The 6,494-nt window shown below is 65.2% G+C and carries 3 protein-coding genes, 1 tRNA gene and 2 pseudogenes; 3 read left to right on the top strand and 3 right to left on the bottom strand.

The window, feature by feature from the left end:
• Positions 1–306: pseudogene (locus MBTS_RS21635) on the top strand (serine protease); the annotation flags it as partial.
• Positions 307–393: 87 nt separating this feature from the next.
• Here MBTS_RS21635 and MBTS_RS21630 read toward each other — a convergent pair.
• Both MBTS_RS21630 and MBTS_RS21625 read right to left on the bottom strand, forming a co-directional pair.
• The gene (locus MBTS_RS21630; protein WP_018046049.1) at positions 394–549 is read right to left on the bottom strand and encodes a hypothetical protein; all 156 of its coding nucleotides are present in this window, start codon (positions 547–549) and stop codon (positions 394–396) included.
• Between the two features lie 133 nt (positions 550–682).
• Positions 683–1,732, bottom strand: a complete 1,050-nt coding sequence (locus MBTS_RS21625; RefSeq protein WP_192216448.1) for a cysteine synthase A — start codon at positions 1,730–1,732, stop codon at positions 683–685.
• 188 nt (positions 1,733–1,920) lie between these two features.
• Here MBTS_RS21625 and MBTS_RS21620 point away from each other — a divergent pair.
• Positions 1,921–1,997 (top strand) — tRNA-Arg (locus MBTS_RS21620).
• A gap of 570 nt (positions 1,998–2,567) precedes the next feature.
• On the opposite strand, the pseudogene MBTS_RS21615 reads toward MBTS_RS21620, so the two are convergent.
• A pseudogene (locus tag MBTS_RS21615) lies at positions 2,568–3,425 on the bottom strand (IS5 family transposase).
• 511 nt (positions 3,426–3,936) lie between these two features.
• On the opposite strand from MBTS_RS21615, the gene MBTS_RS21610 reads away from it, so the two are divergent.
• On the top strand, positions 3,937–6,494 hold a 2,558-nt coding region (locus MBTS_RS21610; RefSeq protein WP_192216447.1), incomplete at its 3' end, for a cadherin-like domain-containing protein.

Below are 6,494 nucleotides of genomic sequence, written 5' to 3'. Positions count from 1 at the left end.
GTCTCGTCGGGCCAATCCGGCGGGGATAGGCTATCGGCGCCGCTCCAACCCGGATCGTCGGGAGCCGTCGTGCTCGACCGGAACGGCGCCCTGGCGGGCCTCGTGGCCCGCTATCCGTCGTCGCCCCGTCTCGTGGCCGGTGTGGCGCCGCCGATGAGCTATCCTCTGGTCGACGGCCGCGTGTCACTGGCGTTTCTGACCGAGAACGGCATCTCCCCGGGGGCGGCCATGGACATGTCGGCCGCGACGTTAGGCACGGTCGCCTCCGGGGTGGCCGGTTCGGTGGTCGGGCTCACCTGTCCGTAGGGAATCCACTTGGTCCTCCCGGGACCGCGACGTCCCAGATGCATGAACGGCGGGGCGCCGGAACACCCCGCCGGTTCGGACGTGCGATCAGAGGCGTCCCGTGACCAGAAGCACGATCAGGATGATGATGAGGATACCGCCCAGACCGAAGCTCTGTCCGCGATAAGCACCGCCACCGAGGAAGTTGCCGCCGCCGAGGACGGCGAGGATCAGGATGATGAGCAGGATGGTGGTCAGGGTCATGGGGAAGAAACTCCGGTCACGCCCAACCAACATTGCTTGAGCTTGACCGGTGAAACGCCCGTCCGCCGATTCCGTTCAACGCTTGGGCGCTTCAATGATGCAGATTGATGACGGTGTTGCAGGAAAGTCGATGTCAGGCTCGCCAGTCCGGCAGGTCGCCCGCCGTTTCCGTGAGCCAGGCCGGCACGGGCAACCCGCGCTCCGTGAGGAAGGCCGGGTTGAACAGCTTCGACGCGTAGCGCGCCGCCCCGTCGCAAAGAATGGTCGCGATGGTGTGGCTGTGGCCGAGAACCCGCGCCAGCCGGATCGCGCCGGCGACGTTGATTCCCGATGAGCCACCCAGGCTGAGCCCCTCCTCGCGCATCAGCCCGAACACGATGTCCAGGGCCTCCGTGTCGGGGATGCGGAAGGAATGGTCCGGCCGGAACCCTTCGAGATTGGCGGTCACCCGGCCCTGGCCGATCCCTTCGGTGATCGAGGAGCCTTCGGCCTTCAGCGTGCCGGTGGTGTAATAGGCATGCAGCGCGGATCCCTCGGGGTCGGCGAGCGCGACGGTGATTCCGGGCTTGAGCGCCCGCAAGGCCTGGGCGGTGCCGGCGAGGGTGCCCCCCGTCCCGGCCGCGCAGACGAAACCGTCGATCCGCCCCTCCGTCGCGGCGAAGAGCTCGGGGCCGGTCGTGTCCACATGCGCCTGGCGGTTGGCGACGTTGTCGAACTGGTTGGCGAAGAAGGCGCCGGCCGGTTCGGTGGCAGCGAGGCGCTCGGCGAGCCGCCGCGCCACGTGGACGTAATTGTCCGGGTTGGAGAACGGCACGGCCGGCACCTCGACGAGGCGGGCGCCGGCAAGGCGCAGCGTCTCCTTCTTCTCGGCGGACTGCGTCTCCGGGATGACGATGACCGTGCGGTAGCCGCGGACCGACGCGACGAGGGCGAGCCCGATGCCGGTATTGCCCGCCGTCCCCTCGACGATGGTGCCGCCCGGCCGGATCGACCCGCGTCGCTCCGCATCCGTGACGATGGACAGGGCCGCCCGGTCCTTCACCGACAAGCCGGGATTGAGAAACTCGGCTTTGCCGAGAATGGTGCAGCCGGTGAGGTCCGAGGCACGGCGCAGGTGGATCAGCGGCGTTCCGCCGATGGCGGCGAGGACGTCACCGGAGAGGGTAGGGGTGCGCGTGGTCATGACGGGTCGGGCGTATCCTGCGATGTGAGGCGCGACGAGCATGACCGACACGGCGTCCCGCGACCACCCACGATCACGCGGATCGCAGAAAGGCACGCCGATCGGTCGAGAAGGGGTTGCCAAGCTGAAAAGGAGATTCTAGACACCCCCACCGACGGCGGAGCGCACAACTCTCCCCGGTCAGGTCGGCGCCCGTAGCTCAGCTGGATAGAGCACCAGACTACGAATCTGGGGGTCAGAGGTTCGAATCCTTTCGGGCGCGCCAATTATCTTTATTGTCAGACATGAATTTTTCCCTTCGGGGGGTTTGGGTGTTTGAGCGCTGGTTTGCAGTCGGTTTGCAAACTCCGTTCGTGGTGAGTTCTCCCAATCGAAGATTGCCTGGTCTGCTAGCGCGCTAGATAGCGATCAAGGATCACAGTCACCGTCTTGAGCGAATGACCCGTGATGGTGGCGATCTGCTGAGGATTGCAGCCCGCCTCAGAGAGCATGGTCACGGCCGTTCCGCGGAGATCGTTGAGTGAAGGTTGACCGGTTTTTCCAAACTAGGAAGGGTCACCTGAGCAATCCCAGCCTCAAGCATCGCCCGGTCCCAGAGTTCGGCGAAATATCGCTTCTGCAGGACCCGTCCCGTTTTGGTGGTCAGCACTAGAACTACTTTGGCATTCTTGCCTGAAGAGCCATGATGGAACTTCGTGTAGGCTTAAGCGGCGTCAAAATCCTCTGGTTTGAGGCACCTGAGATTGCAGAATGCTCAGACCATTTTTCTGCTTGGGGCGTACATCCAAGTCGGTATACCTTTTTGCCAAAGTAGTGCTAGGTCGTCTCTGCAAAGTCATGTGAGCCAGAGCATGGTCATGCCGAGTGTGACCATGGCGAGGGAGTTGGCCGCCCGCTTCTCGTAGCGGGTGGCGATGCGGCGATACTGCTTGAGGCGTCCGATCAGCCGCTCGACCCTGTTGCGCTCCCGGTGCGTGGCCTTGTCGAAGTCGGGCTGGCGCGGTTGATCTTTGCGGGTCGGAATGACCGACTCGATCCGACGGCGTCTGAGGCGACAACGGACCGGTGGACTGGAGTGGCCCCGATCCTCGGCCGTTCGGCGGGGACGCAGGCGCAGTCGGCCTCGGCCAGAGCGCGGCACGGCGCCTTTGTCCATCAGCGCGTCCAGGGCGAACTGCTCGTGGCGCTCGCCGGCCGTCAGCACCGCCGTGGTCGGTTTACCGCCGCCCTCGGCGCGCAGATGCAGCTTGGTCGATCCTTCAACAATCTCAGGATGAGGACCCGCCCTGGCTGCGCCCGAGCGCTTCACCGATCCCCTCGACCGTCCCCTCACCCCGATGGCGCCGGACCGGCGTGCACCGGCGGCGTGCTGGTGGGCGCGCACCACCGTGGCGTCCACGAAGTGCAGGTCTCAGTCGAGATCGCCTCGGGCATCGGCCTGCGCCTGCAGGCGCCGCAGCACCTGGTCGAACACGCCGGTCTGCCGCCAGCGATAGAACCGGATCGACACGGTCCCGACAGCACCATAGCGGGCCGGCAGATCGGCCCAGGGCGCACCTGTGCGCAGGATCCAAAGCATACCGTTCAGGACCTGCCGGTGATCCTCCGCTGGCCGGCCCGTGCGCGGCTTCTGCGGAGGCAGCAACGGGGCGATCTGCTCCCACTGCGCATCAGTCAGTTCGTAGCGTCGCATCTCCACAACATGGGGACCGTCACCCAGCCTGTGACCCCTTTACAGATACGTCCTAGCCTCATGGCCGCTCACGCCCTCGACAATCCAGACCAAAATGAAGACCACAGGCAGGCTCGAGCTCCTCTTCCGGTTCGGCTCGCGAGGAACGCCAGCAAGCAGGAGCAACTTAAGGCCTTACGATGCAATAGATTCGAATCCTATACCTGGCGTGAAGGTCAATCAATGCTTATGAGCAATTCATATAAACGAGTATTTGGCCATCATATAATGTAGATAATTATTTGTTTTCCATTATTTTGGGTTTTTTACTATTATATAACCTCTTGAGATATATGATGGCAGAGTCTACATAATTTATTCACCGAACTCAGGCTATAGAAGCCCGATCGCGGGCATCAAGATATCGATCGTATCTCGTCTCCCGAACATCGCCGTTTAAAGCTTGCAGCTGAGCTTTCCTGAAACTGGAACGTAGTGCGGCCTCCCGGTGCCGGGAGCCGGGAGATTAGTTATGGTCTTGGAAAATCCGCTGCGTCAGCCGATGCTCACGGGCACGCAGAATGCCCTCGCCCTTGGCGCCGAGGACACGGTCTATACGATCACCAAGGCGCAACTGCTGGCGAACTGGTCTGACCCCGATGGGGAAGATCTGTCGGTGACGGGCCTCACCGCATCCCGTGGTACGGTCGTAGCCAACCCGGACGGCAGTTACACGATCACGCAGATCGCGAACGCCAACGGCGTCGTCACGCTGAACTACAGCGTAAGCGACGGCATCACGGACCCGGTCCCGGCGACACGCACATTCACGCTCGCCGCCGTCAACGACGCGCCCTCGTTCGGCGGCGTCGGGACCGGCATAGTGATCACCCCGGTCGGCACCGGTACGTCATTCGATCCGGGCCGAAGCGTCAAGATCCAGGCGGACGGCAAGATCGTCGTCGCGGGAGCGGGCATCGGCAGCGATGGCACTCGCGACTTCGCGCTGATCCGCTACAACGCGGATGGCAGCCTCGACACCAGCTTCGGCCCGAACGGGACCGGCAAGATCCTCACCTCGGTCGCCAGCGCATTGGACGACCAGGGCCAGAGCGTCACGCTCCAGGCGGACGGCAAGATCGTCGTCGCGGGCCAAGCTCTCGGCAGCGGGACCGGCGAAGACTTCGCGGTGGTGCGGTACAACGCGAACGGCAGCCTCGACACCAGCTTCGGCACGGGCGGCAAGATCATCACCCAGGTCGGTGCCGGATCATCGGACGACATTGCCAGAAGCATCACTGTCCAGGCCGACGGCAAGATCGTCGCCGTGGGCTATGGTGCCGGCAGCGGGACCGGCGACGACTTCGCGGTGGTGCGCTACAACACGGACGGCAGCCTCGACACCGGCTTCGGCACGGGCGGCAAGATCCTCACCCCGGTCGGGGCGGGCACGGCGCAGGACCAGGGCTTGAGCGTCACGGTGCAGGCGGACGGCAAGATCGTCGTCGCGGGCTCAGGCCTGGGCAGCGGGACCAGCACCGACTTTGCGGTGGTTCGCTACACCGCGGACGGCAGCCTCGACACCGGCTTCGGCACGGGGGGCAAGATCCTCACCCCAATCGGCGCCGGCACGTCGAGCGACATCGGCCAAAGCGTCACGGTGCAGCCGGACGGCAAGATCCTGGTCGCGGGCTACGGCCAAGGCAGCGGAAGCGGTTTCGATTTCGAGCTGGTGCGCTACAACGCGGACGGCAGTCTCGATACCAGCTTCGGCCCGAACGGGACCGGGAAGATCCTCACCCCGGTCGGCGCCGGCACGTCGAGCGACATCGGCTTCAGCGTTACGGTTCAGGCGGACGGCAAGATCGTCGTCGCGGGAACTAGCACCACTGGCAGCAGCACCGGCACCGACTTCGCAGTGGTGCGCTACAACGCGAACGGCAGCCTCGACACTGGCTTCGGCCCGGACGGGACCGGCAAGATCATCACGCCGGTCGGGGCCGGCACGTCGAATGACCAGGGCCAGAGCGTCACGGTGCAGGCGGACGGCAAGATCGTCGTCGTGGGCTATGGCGCCGGCACCGGCACCGGCACCGACGTCGCTGTGGTGCGCTACAACGCGGACGGCAGCCTCGACACCACGTTCAACGCCCCGAACTCGCTCGGCGGCACGGTCGCTTTCACAGAGAATGGCAACAGCGTTCGCCTCGACACCGACGTCACCCTCTCCGATGTCGACCTCGACGCGCTGAACGGCGGTCTGGGCGACTATGCCGGCGCCACGCTGACCCTTGCCCGCCAGGGCGGGGCGAATGCGCAGGACGCGTTCGGCTTCGATGCCTCGGGCTTCACGGTCTCGGGCAACAGCCTGCGCGACGCGAACGGGGCGACCTTCGCCACCTTCACCGACACGGCCGGCACGCTCACGATCACTTTCACCGGCACGAACGTCGCCACCTCGGCGCTCGCCGACGCGGTGGCGCGCGCCGTCACCTACGCCAACACCTCCGATACGCCTCCGACCTCTGCCACGCTGGTCTGGACGTTCTCGGACGGCAATGCCGGCGCCCAGGGGCCCAATGGGGCCGCGACCACCACAGGAACCACCACGGTCATGCTCCTCCCCACCAACGACGCGCCGATTCTCAGCGGCACCCAGGCCGCCCTCGCGGTCGGCCAGGAAGACACCGTCTTCACGGTCACGGCGATCGATCTGCTGCAGGGCTTCAGCGACCCCGACGGCACGGCCCTCGTCCTCTCCGGCCTCAGCGTCGATCACGGCACCATCGTGAGCAACGGGGCGGGCGGCTACACCGTCACCCCGACCGCCAACTACAACGGCCCGCTCGTCATCAGCTACAACGTCGGCGACGGCACGACCTCCATCCCCGCCACCTTGAGCACCACCCTCACGGCCGTGAACGACGCGCCGTCGTTCCTCGGCGCCGGGACTGGCAAGGTGCTCACCCCGGCCAGCGCCGGCACCTTGAATGATTTCGGCCACAGCGTCACGATGCAGGCGGACGGCAAGATCATCGTCGTGGGCGAAGCAGACGGCGGCGGGACCGGTACCGACTTCGCGGTGGTGCG

Origin of the sequence: Methylobacterium bullatum (assembly GCF_014845095.1) — a bacterium.
GTDB classification, from domain to species: Bacteria; Pseudomonadota; Alphaproteobacteria; order Rhizobiales; family Beijerinckiaceae; genus Methylobacterium; species Methylobacterium bullatum.
This window is presented reverse-complemented; position numbering and strand designations above follow the sequence as displayed.

What these genes read in the sequence shown, in the direction of transcription:
- MBTS_RS21630 (WP_018046049.1), bottom strand. Translation starts at nt 549, where the DNA reads ATGACCCTGACCACCATCCTGCTCATCATCCTGATCCTCGCCGTCCTC.
- MBTS_RS21625 (WP_192216448.1), bottom strand. Translation starts at nt 1,732, where the DNA reads ATGACCACGCGCACCCCTACCCTCTCCGGTGACGTCCTCGCCGCCATC.